This window comes from Bradyrhizobium sp. 6(2017), assembly GCF_011058295.2.
In the GTDB taxonomy this organism is placed as follows: domain Bacteria; phylum Pseudomonadota; class Alphaproteobacteria; order Rhizobiales; family Xanthobacteraceae; genus Bradyrhizobium; species Bradyrhizobium septentrionale.
This window is the reverse complement of record NZ_CP049289.2, coordinates 1,365,001-1,383,123: the sequence shown is the minus strand read 5'-3', so window position 1 is coordinate 1,383,123 and position 18,123 is coordinate 1,365,001. Positions and strand designations below refer to the sequence as shown.

The window sequence follows — 18,123 nt, the reverse complement described above, 5'->3', positions numbered from 1 at the left end:
ACCCGCGCATCCATCATCTTCGCGAGAGTCTTGCGAAGCGGATGGATTGCCGGGTCAAGCCCGGCAATGACAGGATCGTCAGTTCAGGGAGCGTTGCCCGGATGGAGCGAAGCGCAATCCAGGGCCACGACCGTGTACGGGTCCCGGATTTCGCTGCGCTTCATCCGGGCTACGCACCGATGCCGCCCCAGCCCCTGCGAAGCGGCCTGCGATGAGGATGATTTCTTTACCGACATCGCATAGGCCGGACATCTACAGGTTGCCGGATTGAAGCGGACGATTGATCACTAAAATTGTCCTTGATGTATGCCGGTTTCATCAACCGGGGGACCGCAGGAGATCGGGGCAGGAAATCCTTATCCATGAACCTCTTCGACATTGTCGTGACCCTTGGGTTGCTGTTCGCGGTGGTTACTGGCTTCACGACGGGCCTGCTGCGCAGCGCGGTCACGATCCTGGCTTATCTCGTCGCCATGCCGCTCGCGGTCGCCGCGATGGCGATGATCGGGCCGCACATCGCGACGCTTCCGTCGTCGCCGTTTCCGCCCAACGGCGTGCTGCTGTTCGGCCTGTTCCTGCTGATCGGCGTCATCCTCGGAAAGATGGCGCGGACGATGCTCGACGACACCATCGGTGCGGAGGTCGGGATCGGCGACCGGCTCGGCGGCGCGCTGCTCGGCGCGATCAGGGTCGGCCTTGTCGTGACCACGCTGGTGCTGGTGTTCGATCAGCTGGTGCCGGTTGCCAGGCAGCCGCAATTCCTCAACGGATCGCAATTGCGGCCGTTGTTTTCCGCGGCCGGACAGGCCGGATTCCGCTCATTGCCGCCCGAAGCCGCCATGGCGATCGAGCGGTTGCGGCGGGAGCAACACATCTAACCCACGGTGCTCGCCCCGCCTGTTCCGGTCCGGCATGCACTTATGCATTGCACCTCCCTTACTTGCGCCGCCGGGCTTGGCTAGACTGGCGCCATCAAAACCTTACAAACCGACCCAACATCACAGGGAGTGAAACTCGTGGATCTTGGAATCAAAGGCCGCCGCGCCATCGTCTGCGCATCGAGCAAGGGACTGGGCCGCGCCTGCGCGATCGCGCTCGCCAATGAGGGCGTGCATGTCACGCTGACGGCGCGCGGCGCCGAGGCGCTGAAGCAGACCGCCGACGAGATCCGTAAAGGCCATCCCGCCGTCACCGTCACCGAGATCGTCGGCGACATCACGACCCCGGCAGGACGCGAAGCCGTGCTCAAGGCCTGCCCCGATCCGGATATCCTGATCAACAATGCGGGTGGCCCGCCGCCCGGCGACTTCCGCAACTGGACCCGCGACGACTGGATCAAGGCGATCGACGCCAACATGCTGACGCCGATCGAGCTGATCAAGGCGACCGTCGACGGCATGATGGCGCGCAAGTTCGGCCGCATCGTCAACATCACCTCGGCGGCGGTGAAGGCGCCGATCGAGATTCTCGGCCTCTCCAACGGCGCCCGCGCCGGCCTCACCGGCTTCGTCGCCGGCCTGTCGCGCAAGACCGTGATCAACAACGTCACCATCAACGGCCTGCTGCCGGGCCCGTTCGACACCGACCGTCTGCGCGGCACCGGCAAGGCGGAAGCCGAAAAGCGCGGCCTTTCGATCGAGGCTGTCATGACCGAGCGTGCCAAGCTGAACCCCGCCGGCCGCTTCGGTCATCCCGATGAATTCGGCTACGCCTGCGCCTTCCTGTGTGGCGACAAGGCCGGCTTCATCACCGGGCAGAACATCCTGCTCGATGGCGGCGCCTTCCCCGGTACGCTGTGAGAGCGGTCTGGTACGAGCGGACAGGCGCGGCGCCGACGGTGCTTACCGTCGGCGAGATGCCGACACCTGAGGCCGGCCCCGGGGAGGTCCGCGTTCGCCTCGAGGCTTCAGGCGTCAATCCGGCCGATGTCGGCCGCCGCAGCGGCAACTATCGCGCGATGGAATTTCCGCGCGTGATCCCTAACAGCGACGGCGCCGGGATCGTCGACCAGGTCGGTGAAGGCGTCACCCGCTTTGCGGTCGGCGACCGGGTCTGGCTGTTCAATGGCCAGCGCAATGGCCGCGCCTTCGGCACCGCGGCCGAATACATCACGCTTGCCGATTATCTGGTGACGCCGCTGCCGCAGAACGTGTCGTTCGCGGCCGGTGCTACGCTCGGCATCCCCTGCATGACCGCGTGGTGCGCGCTGTATGCGGACGGTCCGATCGCCGGGCAGACGGTGCTGGTCACCGGCGGCGCCGGCGCGGTCGGCCACTATGCCGTGCAGCTCGCGAAATGGGGCGGCGCGCGGGTGATCGCGACCGTGAGCTCGCAGGTCAAGGACGTCGAAGCGCGGCTCGCCGGCGCCGACACGGTCGTCAACTACCGGACCGAGGACGTCGTCTCGAAGGTGATGGCGTTCACCGAGAACCGCGGCGTCGACCGCGTGATCGACGTCGATTTCGGCGGCAACCTCGCGACCACGCTGAAAATCATGGCGATGAACTCGACGATCGCGGTCTACGCCACCAACGGCAACCGCACGCCGACGCTGCCGGTGCGCGAATTGATGGAGAAATGCATCACGGTGCGCGCGCTGGTGCTGTTCGCACTGCCGCCGCCACTGCTCGCGGCCGCGCAGGCCGATATCACGAAATGGCTGGAGTCGGGCACCCGGGTGCACAACATCGCCGCGCAATTCGCACTGGTCGAGACGGCAGAAGCCCATCTCGCCGTCGAGAAGGGCGACAAGGTCGGCACCGTGATCGTCGACTGCGCACGATAGCGATAATAGGGGACACGCCGCATGCAATGGACGATCGGCAAGGTCACGATCACAAAAGTCGTCGAGCTCGAGACCGTCGGCAGCACACGCTTCATCCTGCCGCTGGCCGGCCGGGAAGAGATCCTGAGCCTGCCCTGGCTGATCCCGCATTTCGCCAACGAGGAGGGCCGGCTGAAAATGTCGATCCATTCGCTGCTGGTGGAAACGCCGGAGCACCGCATCATCGTCGACACCGGGCTCGGCAACGACAAGCAGGGCCGCAACGTGCCGACCTGGAATAACCGCAGCGATCCGTTCCTGGAGAAGCTGACCGCGGCCGGATTTGCCCCTAACAGCATCGACACCGTGCTGTGCACGCATCTGCATGTCGATCATGTCGGCTGGAACACCAAACTCGTCGGCGGCAAATGGGTGCCGACCTTCGCCAAGGCGCGTTACGTGTTCGGCAAGACCGAATACGATTACTGGCGCGACCACAGCGACGATCCCGCCCACGCCGCCGTGTTCGCGGACTCCGTGAAACCAATCGCGGATGCCGGCAAGGCCGAGCTGGTGCCGAGCGACCACCGGCTGACCGAGGAGATCACGCTGATCCCGACGCCGGGTCACAGCCCCGGGCACATGAGCATCCACATCAAGTCCGGCGGCGAGCAAGCGCTGCTGACCGGCGATGCCGCGCATCATCCCTGCCAGATGTATCACCTCGACTGGTCTGCGACCGTAGACTCCGATCCGAAGCAATCGGCCGCGACGCGGCGCGACTTGTTCTCGCGCTTTGCCGATACGCCGACGCTGGTGATCGGCGGCCATTTCAGTGCCGGCCACATCAAGCGCGACGGCGACGCGTTCCGCTTCATCGCGCTGGGATGATCGGCCCGAACTGGCCTTGAAAATAAGGCTTGGCAGCAATGCAGCGCGCTCATGGCGGTTGAATTTCCCGGCGCGCTGTTCCATGAAGCGTGTCGAGGTATACCAGTAATAATCCTCAGGACATCGTAGGGAGTGATCAACATGAAGCTTGTTCGTTATGGCGAAAAGGGTGCGGAAAAGCCCGGTCTGATCGACAAATCCGGCCAGCTGCGCGACCTCTCGGCCCATCTGAAGGACCTGACCGGCGACGCCTATTCGCCGGACTCGCTGAAGAAGCTTGCCGCCCTCGATGCCGCCTCCCTGCCCGCCGTCTCCGGCAAGCCGCGCTTCGGCGCCCCGGTCACCGGCATCTCCAAATTCGTCGCGATCGGCCTGAACTATTCCGACCACGCCAAGGAGACCGGCGCGGCGATCCCGACTGAGCCGATCATCTTCATGAAGGCGAACACCTCCCTGAGCGGCCCGAACGACGCGGTCGAAAAGCCGCGCGGCTCGACCAAGCTCGACTGGGAAGTCGAGATCGCCGCGATCATCGGCACCCGCGCCAAATATGTCTCGGAAGCCGACGCGCTGAACCACGTCGCCGGCTATTGTGTCTGCAACGACGTCTCCGAGCGCAACTTCCAGACCGAGCGGCTCGGACAGTGGACCAAGGGCAAGTCGCACGATACGTTCGGCCCGGTCGGCCCCTGGCTCGTCACCAAGGACGAGATCAAGGACGTGCAAGACCTGTCGATGTGGCTCGACGTCAACGGCCAGCGCCGCCAGACCGGCTCGACCAAGACCATGATCTTCTCGATGGCAAAGTGCATCGCCTACGTCTCGCAGTTCATGACGCTGCTGCCCGGTGACATCATCACCACCGGCACCCCGCCCGGCGTCGGCCTCGGCATGAAGCCGCCAACCTTCCTCAACGTCGGCGACGTTGTGACGCTCGGCATCGAAGGTCTCGGCGAGCAGCGCCAGGAAATCGTCGCGGCGTGAGCGGCACGCATTGTTCCTGAATTCGTCATGCCCGGGCTTGACCCGGGCATCCACGTCTTGGGTCGTGTACGGAAGCAAAGTCGTGGATGGCCGGGCATAGGCGAGCGAAAGCGACGCCGTCCTTCAGACGGCTATGACAGAGGAAAGAACCTTCGCAAGGAGTTCTCCATGAAACTCACCTTCTCTCCCGCCTCCCCGTTCGCCCGCAAGGTGCGCATCGCGGCGATCGAGCTTGGCCTGATCGATAAGATCGAGCTGGTGCCGGCCAGCGTTGCGCCGGGACAGGCCAACGATGAATATTCAAAGATCTCGCCGCTGAAGAAACTGCCGGTGCTGATCCTCGACCATGGCGATGCCATCTTGGATTCCTATGTCATCGTCGAATATCTCAACGAGATCGGCGGCGGCCGGCTGATCCCGGGTTACGGCCCGCGGCGCTGGAAGCTGAAGACCGATCACTCGCTGATCAACGGCATGCTCGATTCCATGCTGCTGTGCCGCTACGAGAAGATGGTGCGGCCGCAGGGCTCGCTGTGGCAAGCCTGGCATGACGATCACTGGAACCGGGCCTGGGCCGGCATGGCACGGTTCGAGAACCGGCCGGACGTGCTGAACGGTTCGTCGTTCGACATCGCGCAGATCGGCCTTGTTTGCGTGCTCGGCTATGCGGATTTCCGCTTCGCCGATTGCGGCTGGCGCAAGGCCTATCCCAAGCTCGACGCCATCTACCAGCGAATGCTGGAACGGCCGTCGGTGAAGATCTCGGCGCCGCCTGTGGCGTAGCAAAGCGAAGGCGGGGAGAATGACGATGCGCGAACGCTTCCCCCGCCTCTCACGTCTCGGCGCGAGCCTCGCGCTCGCGTTGACGGCCTCAATCACCAATCTGAAGGCCGACGATATGACACCTGGACAACAACGCCAGCCTTGCGGATCGCCGGCCGCGCTCGACGACGGCTGGGTGATTGCCTCGCCGGAAAGCGTCGGCATGGATAGCGAACGACTGTGCGGCATCGCCGCGCGGCTGGCGCTACGCAGCACAGAGATCCATTCAGTTGTCGTGGCGCGACACGGCAGACTGGTGTTCGAGCAGTATTTTGCCGGCATCGACCAGCCGTGGGGCCAGCCCGAGGGTCACATCGAATTCACCGCGACGACCAAGCACGACATGCGTTCGGCAACCAAGAGCGTGACGGCGCTGCTGCTCGGCATCGCCATCGACCGCAAGCTGATCGCCAGCGCCAATGAGCCCGTGGTGAAGTTCTTTCCCGAGCATCATCAGGTGAAATCAGCCGGCTGGGACGCAATCACGCTGCACCATTTGCTGACGATGTCATCAGGCATCAAATGGGACGAGACTCTGCCCTGGACCGATCCCGATAACGACGAACCGCATCTCGCCTTCGATACCGATCCGATCGGCTACGTGCTGGGCAAGCCGATCGCAGCACCGCCGGATACGCTGTGGACCTACAATGGCGGCGGTACCGATCTGCTCGGCAACATCGTCGAGCAAGTCTCCGGCAAATCCCTCGAAGCGTTCGCGCGCGAGACGTTGTTCGAGCCGCTCGGTATCACCGATTTCGAATGGAAGACCTACAAGAACGGCAAGATCGCTGCTGCGTCCGGCCTCAGGCTGCGGCCGCGCGACGCCGCAAAGATCGGCCAGCTCGTGCTCGACCACGGGCGATGGAAGGAGCAGCAGATCGTCCCGGCCGAATGGATGGACCAGTCGATCGCACCGCACTTCCAGGCGGTCGGCTATTTCGGCGGCACGCTGTTCTATGGCCATCAATGGTGGGTGGGGCGATCATTTGCGGCGGGGAAAGAAGTCAGGTGGGCCGGCGCCTTCGGTTGGGGCGGCCAGCGCATCGTCGCCGTGCCCGATCTCGACCTTGTGATGATGACGACGGCAGCCCAGTACGGCCAGCCGAAGGAAGGCCTTGCGGCAATGGATATCCTCGCCAACATCATCATTCCCGCCGTGCGTGACGCGCACTAGAAATTCTTTTGCGCGTTTCTTCACGCAAACCGGACTCCACTTCGCTTGAAAACGCTAACGCCGAAGGAACCACCCATGAGCCTGAAATATGCGGCCGGCGATCTCACCATTCATCGCATCGTCGAGCAGGAAACCACGTTCCTGCCCGCGCATGAGATGCTGCCCGGGCTGACGCCGGAAGTCCTCGCCGAGAACCGCGCCTGGATGAAAGCCGCAGGCGCGCTGGACGACAGCGACACGCTGATCCTGGCGTTCCAGTCCTACATCGTGAAGACGCCGCACCACACCATCCTGATCGACAGCTGCATCGGCAACGACAAGCCGCGGCCGGCGCGGCCGAAATGGAACATGAAGACCGATGACAGCTATCTGCGCGGTCTCGCGGCGGCGGGCTTTTCGGTCGGCGACATCGACTATGTGATGTGCACGCATCTGCACGTCGATCATGTCGGCTGGAACACGCGGCTGGAGAACGGCCGCTGGGTGCCGACCTTCCCGAACGCGCGTTACGTGTTCGACAAGACCGAGTTCGACTACTGGACCGAGAGCAACGCGAAGGCCGAGGTGCCGCCATTCGTGGACAGCGTGCTGCCGGTGGTCGAGGCCAAGCGGGCCGAGATTGTCGGCAATGATTTTGCGATCGGCGACCACGCGCGCATCCTGCCGACGCCCGGCCACACGCCGGGCCACGTTGCCTTCACCTTCGGCCGCGGCAAGGACGATGCAGTGTTCGCCGGCGATTTGATGCACTCGCCGATCCAGACGCTTTATCCGGAACTGTCGGCGAAGTTCGATGTCGACCAGGCGCAGGCCGCGACGACGCGGCGGAGTTTCCTGGAGCGCTATTGCGACACCGACACGCTGTGCTGCCCCGCGCATTTCCCCTCGCCCTCGGTCGGCAAGATCAAGCGGAAGGGGAATGGGTTTGTGTGTGAGACGGCGTAGTGCTTCGCCTCTCCCCGCCTGCTGGGAGAGGCACAGGCCGCCTACGGCGGCCGTCCACAAGGACGCCGAAGCAAAGCTTCGGCAATGTCGCATGAAATGCGAGCCGGGTGAGGGGGCCCTCCGCGAATTCGGCTCTCAGTATTCACGCGGATAAAGCCCCTCACCCCAACCCTGTCCCCGTGAAGAACGGGGAGAGGGAGCCCGGAAAGACCGGTGCCTCAATCAAACAGACTCGGTGTGTGGTTCACGACCGCGCCTTCGATCTGCAGCATCTTCAGCTTGGTCACCACGCCGCCATTGGCCGAGAAGCCGCCCGGCTTGTTGCCGGCCGCCAGCACACGGTGGCAGGGCACCACGATCGGACACGGGTTGCGGCCGAGCGCCTGGCCGACGTCGCGCGACAGCTCCACGCCGCCGAGCTGCTTGGCGATATCGCCATAGGTCACGGTCTTGCCGGGCGGAATCTTCCGCGCGATGTCGTAGACGCCGCGGTTGAATTCCGGCACGTCGTCGAGATCGAGCACGATGTCGGCGAGGTCGTTCGGCTTGCCGGCGAGCAGTTCGATCATGCCGTCGATCGCGTGTTGCACCTCGGCCGGCGGCGCCGCCTCGGCGACGTCGCCATTGCGCTGAAAAATCCGCTTGCGGGTCTTCTCCTCGGTGCCCATCGGCAGCTGCACGCCGGTGACGCCGTGCTCGCCCCAGACGACGCCGCAGGCGCCGATCGTGGTCTCGAAGATTGCAAAATGCTGGCCGATCATGGCTCGCTCCGAATGTTCCTTGATATATCCCTTGGGCTCACGCGCGCGAGCCTGCTGCTGACCTGAAATCTAGGCTTGGAGAATGTTGCTATCCACCCGAATTCCGTGGGAACTTGGGCTAAATCAACAACATCTGCCCCGCCCGCGAGCCCCAAATGCACAGCCTTCCCGTCAAGGGTTTCGACATGCCCTATCTCGATATCGGAGAGGGCCCGCCGCTGGTCTGCGTGCACGGCTCGCTGTGCGATTTCCGGATCTGGTCGGCGGTACTCGGCCCGCTGACACGCCGGCATCGGGTGATCGCGGTCAGCCTGCGGCATTTCTTCCCGGCGCATTGGGACGGCGTCGGCGACACTTATTCGATCGCCCAGCATGTCGACGACGTGATCGCCTTCATCGAGCAATTCGACACCAGCCCCGTCGACCTTATGGGGCATTCCCGCGGCGGCCACATCTGCTTCCGCGTCGCGCAGCGGCGGCCGGATCTGTTGCACAAGCTCGTCCTGGCCGAGCCCGGCGGTGAGCTCGACGGCACGCTCGACCTCGATACTATCAGCCCGGTCCCTCGCCGCTTGCGGCGCGGATCGCGGCCTCAGCCGACGTGATTGCCGGAGGCGACATCGATGGCGGCTTGCAGATCTTCATGGACGCGCTCGAAGGCCTCGGCGCCTGGAAGCGGCTTCCGGCAACCTCCAAGCAGCTCTTGCGCGACAACGCGACCACCTTGATCGGCCAGACCCGCGACCAGCGCCCGCCGTTCTCGAAAGCAGATGCGCAAGCGATCAAGACGCCGACGCTGTTCATCGGCGGCGCCAACACCAAGGGCATGCTGCCGAAGGTGCTGCACGCCCTCGCCGCCAATGTGAAGGGCGCGCGCACCGAGATGATCCCGGGCACCACGCACCCGATGTTCGAGCAGGCGCCGCAACGATACTGCGAGATCGTGCTGGAGTTTCTGGCGGCATAGGCAATGCACCTCTCCCCTTGTGGGAGAGGCATAGGCCGCCCACGGCGGCCGTTCTCAAGAACGCCGAAGCGCAGCTTCGGCTATGTCGCATGCAGCAAAGCGAAATGCGATCCGGGTGAGGGGCCTGTCTCCGCGGAGAAAACCCCTCACCCGGCGCGATGACGCTGCGCTTTATCGCGCCACCCTCTCTCACAAAGGGAGAGGGTGCACCGCCTGCGCGGCAAGAGATCTGCTCACACCTTCCAAACACCGACCGGCTGGCGCACGGCGACGTTCACCCGGTTCCAGACGTTGATCGCCGCGATCCCCAGCACCAGGGAAGCCAGCTGCTGCTCGTTGAAATGCTTCGCAGCCTCGTCCCACACCGCATCCGTTACCGGATCCTCGCGGTCGCTGAGCCGGGTCACCGCCTCCGTCAGTGCCAGCGCGGCGCGCTCGGCGTCGCTGAAATAGGGCGTGTCGCGCCAGGCGCCGACCGCGAACAGCCGCTCGTCGGTCTCGCCGGCGCGGCGGGCGAGTTTTGGGTGCATATCGACGCAAACGCTGCAGCCATTGATCTGGCTGGCGCGCAGATGGACCAATTCGAGCAGCTTTTCCGGCAAAGCCTGTTTGGTGCTCTCGCTGAGCGCCTGCAGCGCCTTCATGGCATCGGGAACAACCATCACCGGATGGTTCATGCGGGCTTTCATCATGTCACTCTCCTGATTTGCTTTTGACGTCGCCGCGCCGATCTGCTGTCACATCGGCCAACTTTCGTTCGTCATCGCCATGACGGAGCGGACAAAGGGAATGTGACCGATGGACGAGAAAAATTCTCTCACCGAGCAGTTCGAGGCCAACCGGCCGCGCTTGCGGGCCGTGGCCTACCGCATGCTGGGCTCGACCGCCGAGGTCGACGATGCCGTGCAGGAGGCCTGGCTGCGGCTCGGCCGCACCGACACTGCTGCGGTCGACAATCTCGGGGGATGGCTGACCACGGTGATCGCGCGCATCTGCCTCGACATGCTCCGCTCGCGCAAATCGCGCCGCGAGGAGCCGATCGGCCCGCACGTTCCGGAACCGGTCGCAGACAATCCGTCCGAGCGCGAGACCGAGATGGCTGATTCCGTCGGCGCGGCGCTGCTCGTGGTACTGGAAACGCTGGCGCCGGCGGAGCGGCTGGCCTTCGTGCTGCACGACATGTTCGCGGTGCCGTTCGAGGAGATCGCGCCGATCGTCGGGCGCACGCCGGCTGCCGCACGGCAACTCGCCAGCCGCGCCCGGCGTCGTGTCCAGGGCGCGCCGCCCGCGCCGGACGCCGATCTCGGCCGGCAGCGCGGCATCGTCGAGGCCTTTCTCGCCGCATCGCGCAACGGCGATTTCGAAGCGCTGCTCGCCGTGCTCGCGCCCGACGTCGTGGTGCGCGCCGATCAGGCCGCGCAAAGGCTCGGCTCGCTGCCGGTGATCCGCGGCGCTGCAGCGGTCGCCGAAAGCTTCAAGGGACGCGCACAGGCGGCGCGGCCCGCGCTGGTCGATGGCGCGATCGGCGTTGCCGTCATCTTCGGCGGCGCGCTGCGCGTCGTGCTGCGGGTCACGATTTCAGGCGACAGGATCGCGGCGATCGATGCGACCGCCGATGCTGCCGCGATCGAGACACTCGATGTCGAGGTGCTCGACCGCACCTGACGCGGCTGGAGGCTGAAGGGTCGCGATGCTATCGTTCTCCCGCGCCACCAAGGGAGGACAATCATGAAACTAACCATCAAATTGCTCGCGTCGGCCGGCGTGTTCTCGCTCGCCCTCGCCTCGTCCCCCGCCTTTGCCGCCGCAGATGAAAAGCTGCGCGCGGCGGCCGAGCAGGCCCAGCCGGCCGTGATCGAGAGCCTGCACGACATGGTGCTGATCGAGTCAGGCTCCAGCGATGTCGAGGGCCTGAAGAAGATGGCCGACTACACCGAAGCGCGGCTGAAGGCGCTCGGCGCCAGGACCGAGCGGCGCAAGACCACGCGCGGCGCCGGCGCCGACATGGTGATCGGCACCTTTGAAGGCAGCGGCAGCAAGAAGCTGATGCTGATCGCGCATATGGACACCGTCTATGAGCACGGCATCCTCGACACCCAGCCCTATAAGGTCGACGGCAACAGGATCTACGGGCCCGGCATTGCTGACGACAAGGGCGGCATCGCCGTCATCCTGCATTCGCTCAAGATCCTGAATGATGCGGGCTGGCGCGACTACACCAAGCTCACCGTGTCGTTCAATCCTGATGAAGAGGTCGGCTCGATCGGTTCCGGCGAGATCATCGCCGAGCTCGCCGACCAGCACGATGTGGTGCTGTCCTGCGAGCCGACGGTTGCGCCGCCGGTCGCCAAAAATGAAAGCCTGCTGCTCGGCGCCAGCGGCACCGCCACCGGCACAATCGATGTGAAGGGCAAGGCCTCGCATGCCGGCGCCGCGCCGCAGCTCGGCCGCAACGCGCTGATCGAGCTCGCGCATCAATTGCTGCAGACCCAGGACGTCGCGAAATCGATACCGGGCACGCAGCTGAACTGGACCACCGCAAAGGCCGGCACCGTGCGCAACCAGATCCCCGACCACGCCAGCGCAGGCGCCGACATCCGCCTCACCATTCCTGATGGCGTCGAGAAGCTGCAGGCCGCGCTCGACGAAAAGGTAAAGAACAAACTGATCGCCGACACCGAAGTGACGGTGAAGGTCGCGGCAGGCCGTCCGCCCTTCGTGGCAAACGATCGCGGCCGCGCGCTCGCGAAAGACGGACAGGCGATCTACGCCGAGCTCGACCGGAAGCTGGATATCGCCGAGATGACCGGCGGCGCAACCGACGCCGGCTACGCTGCGCGCAGCGGCAAGGCTATCGTGGTTGAAAGCTTCGGCCTCGCCGGCTGGGGCTATCACGCCCGCGACGAATACATCGACACCAACTCGATCGTGCCGCGGCTCTATCTGATGACGCGGATGCTGATGGATCTCGGCAAGGCGAAGTAGCGGGCTCGAACAAGTGGACGTTTCTGCTGCCGATCGACGCACCGGCAGTTCATCGTTCGCGCCTGCGCCCGGGGCCACCCCACCCTCCCCCACTGTTCAGACCGGGGAGATGGCGGACGGGTGTTCGGAGACATCGTGGACACTTTCTGGTCCGTGGTCGAGAGTCCGGAGGTCGACCGTTGCTGCGACGAACATCGGCCTTGCGGGTCCCGTGCTTCGCAAAATCATCCCTTTCTCAGTCACTTAGCGCCATCACAAACTGGAGCCTTGACCGCTCCTGCCACTCGCAGTAGTTTCATTTTCGAACACGGAATTCCGTATTCCAATTTGGACTGATGGCATGATCCCGTTGGACCCGCTCCCGAACCTGATCGACCAGGTCTACGGCCGGTTGCTCGAAGCGATCATCGACCGCACGCTGCTGCCCGGCCAGCGCATCACCCAGAACGAGCTTGCCGAGAAGCTCGGCGTCTCGCGCCAACCGATCTCGCATGCGCTGCATCTATTGCATCGCCAGGGCCTCGTCGCAGACAGCGGCAAGCGCGGCTTCGAGGTGACGCAGCTCGATCCGCGGCGCATCCGCGAGCTCTATGAGGTCCGCGGCGCCATCGATGCGCTGGCGGCGCGGCTCGCCGCGAGGCGCGTGAAAGAGGATTGCGTTGCGCGCACCCAGCTCGAAGCCGCGCTCGAAGCCGGACGCACGATCGACGACAGCGTGCCGCTGGCACGCCTGATCGCGCTCGATGTCGACTTCCACAGCGCGATCTATCGGCTCGCCGGCAATTCCGCGATCGAGGAAATGATCGCGCCGCAATGGCCGCATATGCGCCGCTCGATGGCGACCGTGCTCGCCGAGCTGGATTACCGCGGCAGCGCCTGGACCGAACACGAGACCATCGCCGCGCATGTTTTCTCCGGCAATGCTGCAGCCGCAGAAGCCGCTGCGCTGGCACATGCGCAGACTGCAGGACGAATGACGGAAGAGAAGCTGAGAGCGATCGACGTGGCGGCGTGAACAGGATTGTCACGCCGTCGCAAGAACGAAGACCAATAATCAAAGGAGGAAAGCACCATGAAACTGACCCCGGAGCAGGTCGAATTTTTTCATCGCGAAGGCTGGCTGTTCCTGCCCGAGCTGTTCAGCCAGGAAGAGGTCGACTTCCTCGCGCGCGAGGCGGTCTCGATCTATGACGCCAACCGTCCCGAGGTGTGGCGCGAGAAGAGCGGCGCGCCGCGCACCGCCTTCGCCGCGCATCTCTACAACGAGGCGTTCGGCCTCCTCGGCGCGCATCCGCGCATGATCGACCCGATCGAGCAGCTGTTCGGCGAGAAGGTCTACATGCACCAGTTCAAGATCAACGCGAAGGCGGCCTTCACCGGCGACGTCTGGCAATGGCACCAGGATTACGGCACCTGGAAGCGCGACGACGGCATGCCGGAGCCGCGCGCGATGAACATCGCGATCTTCCTCGACGAGGTGATGCCGATCAACGGCCCCTTGATGCTGGTGCCGCAGAGCCAGACCGCGGGCGACCTGAAGGCGTCGCACGATCTCGAGACCACGTCCTACCCGCTGTGGACGCTGGACGAAGAGACGGTGACCCGCCTCGTGAAGCAGGGCGGCATCGTTGCGCCGACCGGCAAGCCCGGCGGCATGCTGATGTTCCACGGCAATCTGGTGCACGGCTCGAGCGGCAACATCACGCCCTACCCGCGCAAGATCGTCTACCTGACGCTGAACGCGGTCTCGAACTACATCCGCACCCCGACGCGGCCGGAGTACATCGCGCACCGCGACTTCGCGCCGATCCAGACCGTGGCGGACGACGCGCTGCTGCGGCTCGCCCGTGCGCCGCGGCAGGCGGCGGAGTAAGACACGTTCGTGCCCCGGACGCAGCGCAGCGCGCAGCGATGCGCTGCTGAGCCGGGGCCCACACTCCTGTTCAACTTCTTCCATGGGTCCCGGCTCTGCGGAGCAGCACTTCGTGCCGCACCGCGTCCGGGACACGACAACGATCCCGGATACCCATCATGAACCTGCATCACCTCCTCAAAACCCGTGCCGCCGCCGGCAAGCCGGTTCGCGTCGCCCTGATCGGCGCCGGAAAGTTCGGCTCGATGTTCCTGTCGCAGGTGCCGCACACGCCGGGGCTCGAGGTGCCCGTCATCGTCGACCTCGACCGCGAGCGCGCGCGCGAGGCGTGCCGCACGGTCGGCTGGGACGACGCGCGGATCGGCGCAACCACCTTCACCGACGACGGCGCGCGCGCCATCGCCGCCGGCGCATTCGATGTCGTGGTGGAAGCGACCGGCAATCCCGCGGTCGGCATCCGCCATGCCCGCGCGGCAATCGCCGCCGGCAAGCATGTCGTGATGGTCAATGTCGAGGCCGATGTGCTGGCCGGACCGCTGCTTGCCGAGGAAGCGCGCAAGGCCGGCGTGGTCTACTCACTTGCCTATGGCGACCAGCCGGCGCTGACGGCGGAGATGGTCGATTGGGCGCGCGCCACCGGCTTTCGCGTCGTCGCCGCCGGCAAGGGCACGAAGTACCTGCCCGCCTATCATGACGTGACGCCGGAAGGCGTGTGGCAGCATTACGGGCTCACCGCCAGCGAGGCGCAATCGGCCGGCATGAACCCGCAGATGTTCAACTCCTTCCTCGACGGCACCAAATCCGCGATCGAGATGGCGGCGATCGCCAATGCCTGCACGCTTGACGTGCCCTCGGAGGGATTGCTGTTTCCGCCCTGCGGCGTCGACGACCTGCCGCATGTGATGCGACCGCGCGACAACGGCGGCGTGCTGGAGAAATCCGGCATCGTCGAGGTGGTGTCGTCGCTGGAGCGCGACGGCCGCCCGGTGTTCCGCGATCTGCGCTGGGGCGTCTATGTGGTGCTGGAGGCGCCGAACGACTATGCCGCGGACTGCTTCAGGCAGTATGGCCTCAAGACCGATTCGTCCGGCCGCTATGCCGCGATGTACAAGCCGTATCATCTGATCGGGCTCGAGCTGAACATTTCCGTGCTGTCGGCGGCGCTGCGCAACGAGCCGACCGGACAGCCGCGCGGCTTCCGCGGCGACGTCGCAGCGGTGGCCAAGCGCAATTTGCGCGCCGGCGAGATGCTCGACGGCGAAGGCGGTTACACGGTGTGGGGCAAGTTGATGCCCGCCGCCGCCAGCCTCGCCGCCGGCGCACTGCCGATCGGGCTCGCGCATCGCGTCAAGCTGAAGAACGACGTCGCCCACGGCGCCGTGGTGCGCTGGAGCGATGTCGAGGTCGACGAGGCCAACGACACGATCAAGACGCGCAAGGCGATGGAGAAGGCGCTCTCGCGCTAACGTGTTTTCTCCCGTCTGCCCGAACGGGGCGACTTCTTCACCTCTCCCCGCACTTTTCGGGGAGAGGTCGGATCGCATCGCGAGATGCGATCCGGGTGAGGGGCGAGGCACGCGGCTCAGCAAGCAGCGAAGTGCCCGCCGGATGGAGGCCCCTCACCCCGCCCTCTCCCCGCAAGAGCGGGGCGAGGGAGACGAGAGAGCATTGCCCTGATGACTACGGCAGCAGCCGGCTCGCCTTCGCCAGCTTGAACCATTTGCGGAACATCGCTTCCGTATCCATCATCTCGGTGAAGCCGGCCTGGTTGATCTTCACCGTCGAGACGATCGAAGGCGGGCCGGACTCGGTCTGCCCGTAGCGCATGCTGTAATCGGCATATTGGAACGACAGGCCGACGAACTCTTCGAGACCAGGTGCGATCAGATCGTGCTTCTTGCGCAGTTCATCCCACACTGCGATCCATTTTGGAGATTCCTGCGCCAGCGACAGCGGCACGTGCCGGCCCGGCGCCATCTCGAGCGCATCTGATACCGCCGGCCAGATATTCTCCCAGGTGAAGACGTCGCCATTGGTGACGTTGAAGGCCTCGTTGCGCGCAGCCTTCGCATCGCCCGACCAGGCGGTCGCGCGCGCCAAGAGATCGACGTCGACCGCTTGCGCGACCCGCGGCGCGCCGCCGGGATAATCCAGCGGCCTGCCCTGCTCGCGCAGCACCGCGGCATAGACGCCGAGCGGCGGGATCAGGTCCATCGCGCCGCCAATGGCTTCGCCGATGATCAAGACCGGGCGCAGGATGCTCCAGTACCAGTTCTTGCCCCGCTGCAGCTCGCGCAAGAAATTCTCCTGCGCCCAATAGAAGTTCGGCTGCTCGTACATCTCCGAACGGCCCTCACGCGCCGGCACCGTGAGCGGCCGGACGTGCACGCCGTAAGCCTTGGTGCCCTGCAGCAGCGCGACATGCTTGAGATCGGGCGCGACGGGCTCGAGCACGCCCATCAGATTGCGCAGCATCCGGTCGTTGGTTGCGATCTGCTCCGGATCGCGCCAGCCATCGACCAGGCTCGGGGCTTCATAAAGCGCGGCATAGATCAGGTGGGTCGCGCCGCGGAGCTCGGCCGCGGCGCGGCGGCAATCCTCCGCGCTGGTGAGATCGATCGGCACGTGCCGCGCGCCGTGGAGATCGCGCGGCTTGCGGCGCGACAGCGCAATGCGCTCGCAATCTCCGGATGCGCCGAAGTGTCGCAAGGCGGCGCCGCCCACGAGGCCGGTCGCACCGGCGACCACGACTTTCTTGGCGGCCATGTCTTCGAACTCCCATCAATCCACCTGTCCTGCGTAGCAGATCGCAGCAGGGGCGACAGCGTCCGTCGCGGCGCCTGCCGGATGAAATCCGTCTGCGCCCGATTTCCTTCGCACCTGCGATGAAGGCAGGCGCTTGATTTCCTCCGGCAAACGATCATCCTGACCGGTGGAACCAGAGACTCGGATTTCCACGGACAAGAGCCCGTCGAGGGCCGCCGGACACACTCACCACAGCAACGTCGATCGACCGGCGAAGAAAAGACGACACCAAGATCGTTCCCTTGTCGAGCTATCGGCAAACAGGAGGGAATTGCATGAAGCGTCGTGAATTCTTGAAAGCAGGCGGCGTCGGCCTGGCTGCGACGGCGGTCGCGGCACCGGCGGTCGCACAATCGATGCCCGAAGTCAGATGGCGGCTCGCGGCGAGCTGGCCGAAAGCGCTCGATACGCTCTATGGCGGGTGTGAATTCTTCTGCAAGCGCGTCGCCGAGATCACCGACAATCGTTTCCAGATCCAGTCCTTTGCCTCCGGCGAGATCGTACCCGGATTGCAGGTCCTGGACGCCGTCTCCAACGGCACGGTCGAGATGGGCAACACTGCCCTGTATTATTACTGGGGCAAGAATCCCGCCTTCACGTTCGGCACGTCGCTGCCGTTCGGCCTCAACACCCGCCAGCATATTTCCTGGCTGCAGTGGGGCGGCGGCACCGACCTGCTCAACGACCTGCTCAAGGAATACAATTGCCTCGGTATTCCGACCGGTTCGACCGGCGCCCAGATGGGCGGCTGGTTCCGGAAGGAGATCAAGTCGATGGCGGATTTTCAGGGGCTGAAATTCCGGGTCGGCGGCTTCGCCGGCACCATCATCGCGAAGGTCGGCGGCGTGCCGCAGCAGATCGCCGGCGGCGATATCTATCCGGCGCTGGAAAAAGGCACCATCGACGCCGCCGAATGGGTCGGGCCGTATGACGATGAGAAGCTCGGCTTCGTCAAGGTCGCCAAGTTCTACTACTATCCCGGCTGGTGGGAAGGCACCGGCCAGGGCCACAATGTGATAAACAAGGACAAGTGGAACGCGCTGCCGAAGCACTATCAGGCGGCGGTGCAAGCCGCGTCCGAGGACACCTTCACCTGGGTGACCGGCAAGTATGACGCGGTCAATCCGCCGGCGCTGAAACGCCTGATCG

Annotated in this window: 17 protein-coding genes and 1 pseudogene (1 of these 18 only partly in view); 15 read left to right on the top strand and 3 right to left on the bottom strand. The window is 64.9% G+C overall.

Going from position 1 to position 18,123, the window contains the following annotated elements:
• Positions 1-362 precede the first annotated feature (362 nt).
• From G6P99_RS06465 to G6P99_RS06430, 8 genes are all read left to right on the top strand, one after another.
• Entirely contained in the window at positions 363-878 is a 516-nt protein-coding gene (locus G6P99_RS06465) for a CvpA family protein (protein WP_029079680.1), read from the top strand.
• A 138-nt stretch (positions 879-1,016) separates the two neighbouring features.
• On the top strand, positions 1,017-1,799 hold the full coding sequence (locus G6P99_RS06460; RefSeq protein WP_029079681.1) for an SDR family oxidoreductase: 783 nt from the start codon (positions 1,017-1,019) through the stop codon (positions 1,797-1,799).
• A gap of 38 nt (positions 1,800-1,837) precedes the next feature.
• Positions 1,838-2,785, top strand: coding sequence for an NADPH:quinone reductase (locus G6P99_RS06455; protein WP_245284587.1), 948 nt, complete (start codon positions 1,838-1,840; stop codon positions 2,783-2,785).
• A 21-nt stretch (positions 2,786-2,806) separates the two neighbouring features.
• On the top strand, positions 2,807-3,655 hold the full coding sequence (locus G6P99_RS06450; protein ID WP_029079683.1) for an MBL fold metallo-hydrolase: 849 nt from the start codon (positions 2,807-2,809) through the stop codon (positions 3,653-3,655).
• 141 nt (positions 3,656-3,796) lie between these two features.
• Complete coding sequence (locus G6P99_RS06445) at positions 3,797-4,639, top strand: fumarylacetoacetate hydrolase family protein (RefSeq protein ID WP_029079684.1); 843 nt, start codon at positions 3,797-3,799, stop codon at positions 4,637-4,639.
• A gap of 168 nt (positions 4,640-4,807) precedes the next feature.
• Entirely contained in the window at positions 4,808-5,422 is a 615-nt protein-coding gene (locus G6P99_RS06440; RefSeq protein WP_165127554.1) for a glutathione S-transferase family protein, read from the top strand.
• A gap of 25 nt (positions 5,423-5,447) precedes the next feature.
• Entirely contained in the window at positions 5,448-6,638 is a 1,191-nt protein-coding gene (locus tag G6P99_RS06435) for a serine hydrolase domain-containing protein (protein WP_165127552.1), read from the top strand.
• Between the two features lie 75 nt (positions 6,639-6,713).
• Complete coding sequence (locus G6P99_RS06430) at positions 6,714-7,583, top strand: MBL fold metallo-hydrolase (protein WP_029079687.1); 870 nt, start codon at positions 6,714-6,716, stop codon at positions 7,581-7,583.
• 218 nt (positions 7,584-7,801) lie between these two features.
• Here the strand turns inward: G6P99_RS06430 and G6P99_RS06425 are convergent, their stop codons facing one another.
• Positions 7,802-8,344: a methylated-DNA--[protein]-cysteine S-methyltransferase gene (locus G6P99_RS06425; protein ID WP_029079688.1), complete on the bottom strand. Its 543-nt coding sequence runs from the start codon at positions 8,342-8,344 to the stop codon at positions 7,802-7,804.
• Positions 8,345-8,499: 155 nt separating this feature from the next.
• Between G6P99_RS06425 and G6P99_RS06420 the strand changes: the two are divergent.
• Positions 8,500-9,311 (top strand): annotated as a pseudogene (locus G6P99_RS06420) (alpha/beta fold hydrolase).
• 233 nt (positions 9,312-9,544) lie between these two features.
• Here the strand turns inward: G6P99_RS06420 and G6P99_RS06415 are convergent.
• A complete protein-coding gene (locus tag G6P99_RS06415; RefSeq protein WP_029079690.1) occupies positions 9,545-10,000 on the bottom strand; it encodes a carboxymuconolactone decarboxylase family protein in 456 nt (151 codons plus the stop codon).
• A gap of 109 nt (positions 10,001-10,109) precedes the next feature.
• On the opposite strand from G6P99_RS06415, the gene G6P99_RS06410 reads away from it, so the two are divergent.
• The 5 genes from G6P99_RS06410 (at position 10,110) to G6P99_RS06390 (ending at position 15,635) form a co-directional block, all read left to right on the top strand.
• The gene (locus G6P99_RS06410; RefSeq protein ID WP_165127550.1) at positions 10,110-10,976 is read left to right on the top strand and encodes a sigma-70 family RNA polymerase sigma factor; all 867 of its coding nucleotides are present in this window, start codon (positions 10,110-10,112) and stop codon (positions 10,974-10,976) included.
• Positions 10,977-11,039: 63 nt separating this feature from the next.
• A complete protein-coding gene (locus G6P99_RS06405) occupies positions 11,040-12,296 on the top strand; it encodes a M20/M25/M40 family metallo-hydrolase (RefSeq protein WP_029079691.1) in 1,257 nt (418 codons plus the stop codon).
• Between the two features lie 340 nt (positions 12,297-12,636).
• Positions 12,637-13,311, top strand: coding sequence for a GntR family transcriptional regulator (locus G6P99_RS06400; RefSeq protein WP_029079692.1), 675 nt, complete (start codon positions 12,637-12,639; stop codon positions 13,309-13,311).
• 57 nt (positions 13,312-13,368) lie between these two features.
• Entirely contained in the window at positions 13,369-14,169 is an 801-nt protein-coding gene (locus G6P99_RS06395; protein ID WP_029079693.1) for a phytanoyl-CoA dioxygenase family protein, read from the top strand.
• A 158-nt stretch (positions 14,170-14,327) separates the two neighbouring features.
• Positions 14,328-15,635 (top strand): NAD(P)H-dependent oxidoreductase, encoded by a 1,308-nt coding sequence (locus G6P99_RS06390; RefSeq protein ID WP_165127548.1) that lies wholly within the window; start codon positions 14,328-14,330, stop codon positions 15,633-15,635.
• 214 nt (positions 15,636-15,849) lie between these two features.
• On the opposite strand, the gene G6P99_RS06385 is transcribed toward G6P99_RS06390, so the two are convergent.
• Complete coding sequence (locus G6P99_RS06385) at positions 15,850-16,935, bottom strand: NAD-dependent epimerase/dehydratase family protein (RefSeq protein ID WP_029079695.1); 1,086 nt, start codon at positions 16,933-16,935, stop codon at positions 15,850-15,852.
• Between the two features lie 314 nt (positions 16,936-17,249).
• Between G6P99_RS06385 and G6P99_RS06380 the strand changes: the two genes are divergently transcribed.
• Positions 17,250-18,123 carry the 5' portion of a TRAP transporter substrate-binding protein gene (locus G6P99_RS06380; protein WP_029079696.1) on the top strand. The gene runs 215 nt beyond the window's last position, so only the first 874 of its 1,089 coding nucleotides appear in the window; its start codon is at positions 17,250-17,252; its stop codon lies beyond the right edge, outside the window.

Coding starts and splice junctions, on each gene's coding strand:
- G6P99_RS06440 (WP_165127554.1), top strand. CDS start 4,808: ATGAAACTCACCTTCTCTCCCGCCTCCCCGTTCGCCCGCAAGGTGCGC.
- G6P99_RS06405 (WP_029079691.1), top strand. CDS start 11,040: ATGAAACTAACCATCAAATTGCTCGCGTCGGCCGGCGTGTTCTCGCTC.
- G6P99_RS06400 (WP_029079692.1), top strand. CDS start 12,637: ATGATCCCGTTGGACCCGCTCCCGAACCTGATCGACCAGGTCTACGGC.
- G6P99_RS06465 (WP_029079680.1), top strand. CDS start 363: ATGAACCTCTTCGACATTGTCGTGACCCTTGGGTTGCTGTTCGCGGTG.
- G6P99_RS06410 (WP_165127550.1), top strand. CDS start 10,110: ATGGACGAGAAAAATTCTCTCACCGAGCAGTTCGAGGCCAACCGGCCG.
- G6P99_RS06390 (WP_165127548.1), top strand. CDS start 14,328: ATGAACCTGCATCACCTCCTCAAAACCCGTGCCGCCGCCGGCAAGCCG.
- G6P99_RS06385 (WP_029079695.1), bottom strand. CDS start 16,935: ATGGCCGCCAAGAAAGTCGTGGTCGCCGGTGCGACCGGCCTCGTGGGC.
- G6P99_RS06435 (WP_165127552.1), top strand. CDS start 5,448: ATGCGCGAACGCTTCCCCCGCCTCTCACGTCTCGGCGCGAGCCTCGCG.
- G6P99_RS06430 (WP_029079687.1), top strand. CDS start 6,714: ATGAGCCTGAAATATGCGGCCGGCGATCTCACCATTCATCGCATCGTC.
- G6P99_RS06450 (WP_029079683.1), top strand. CDS start 2,807: ATGCAATGGACGATCGGCAAGGTCACGATCACAAAAGTCGTCGAGCTC.
- G6P99_RS06445 (WP_029079684.1), top strand. CDS start 3,797: ATGAAGCTTGTTCGTTATGGCGAAAAGGGTGCGGAAAAGCCCGGTCTG.
- G6P99_RS06395 (WP_029079693.1), top strand. CDS start 13,369: ATGAAACTGACCCCGGAGCAGGTCGAATTTTTTCATCGCGAAGGCTGG.
- G6P99_RS06425 (WP_029079688.1), bottom strand. CDS start 8,344: ATGATCGGCCAGCATTTTGCAATCTTCGAGACCACGATCGGCGCCTGC.
- G6P99_RS06415 (WP_029079690.1), bottom strand. CDS start 10,000: ATGAAAGCCCGCATGAACCATCCGGTGATGGTTGTTCCCGATGCCATG.